1 pseudogene is annotated in these 320 nt (G+C 67.2%); it reads right to left on the reverse strand.

Features of this window, described 5'->3' with window-relative positions:
* Nucleotides 1-28: 28 nt before the first annotated feature.
* A pseudogene (locus KBI52_RS00540) lies at nucleotides 29-320 on the reverse strand (arsenic resistance protein); the annotation flags it as partial.

Consider the following 320-nt stretch of genomic DNA (forward strand, 5'->3'; position numbering starts at 1 on the left):
GAGGACCGAGAAGTCGATGTTGGGAAGGTCACTCACCGGGCTGGACTCCCCGCTCGCGGGCGGTCGAAGGCACCCGATGCTGAAGGGCACCGCGCTCGTACCAGCCCTGGCTACGGTTCACGATCCAGACGACGGACAACATCACGGGCACCTCGATCAGGACGCCGACGACCGTGGCCAGCGCCGCGCCCGAGTTGAACCCGAACAGGCTGATGGCAGCGGCCACCGCGAGCTCGAAGAAGTTCGAGGCACCGATCAGGGCCGAGGGGCCAGCGACGCAATGCTGCTCCCCGGCAACCCGGTTGAGCACATAGGCCAGC

Origin of the sequence: Microvirga sp. HBU67558 (genome assembly GCF_018069605.1) — a bacterium.
Lineage (GTDB): Bacteria > Pseudomonadota > Alphaproteobacteria > Rhizobiales > Beijerinckiaceae > Microvirga > Microvirga terrae.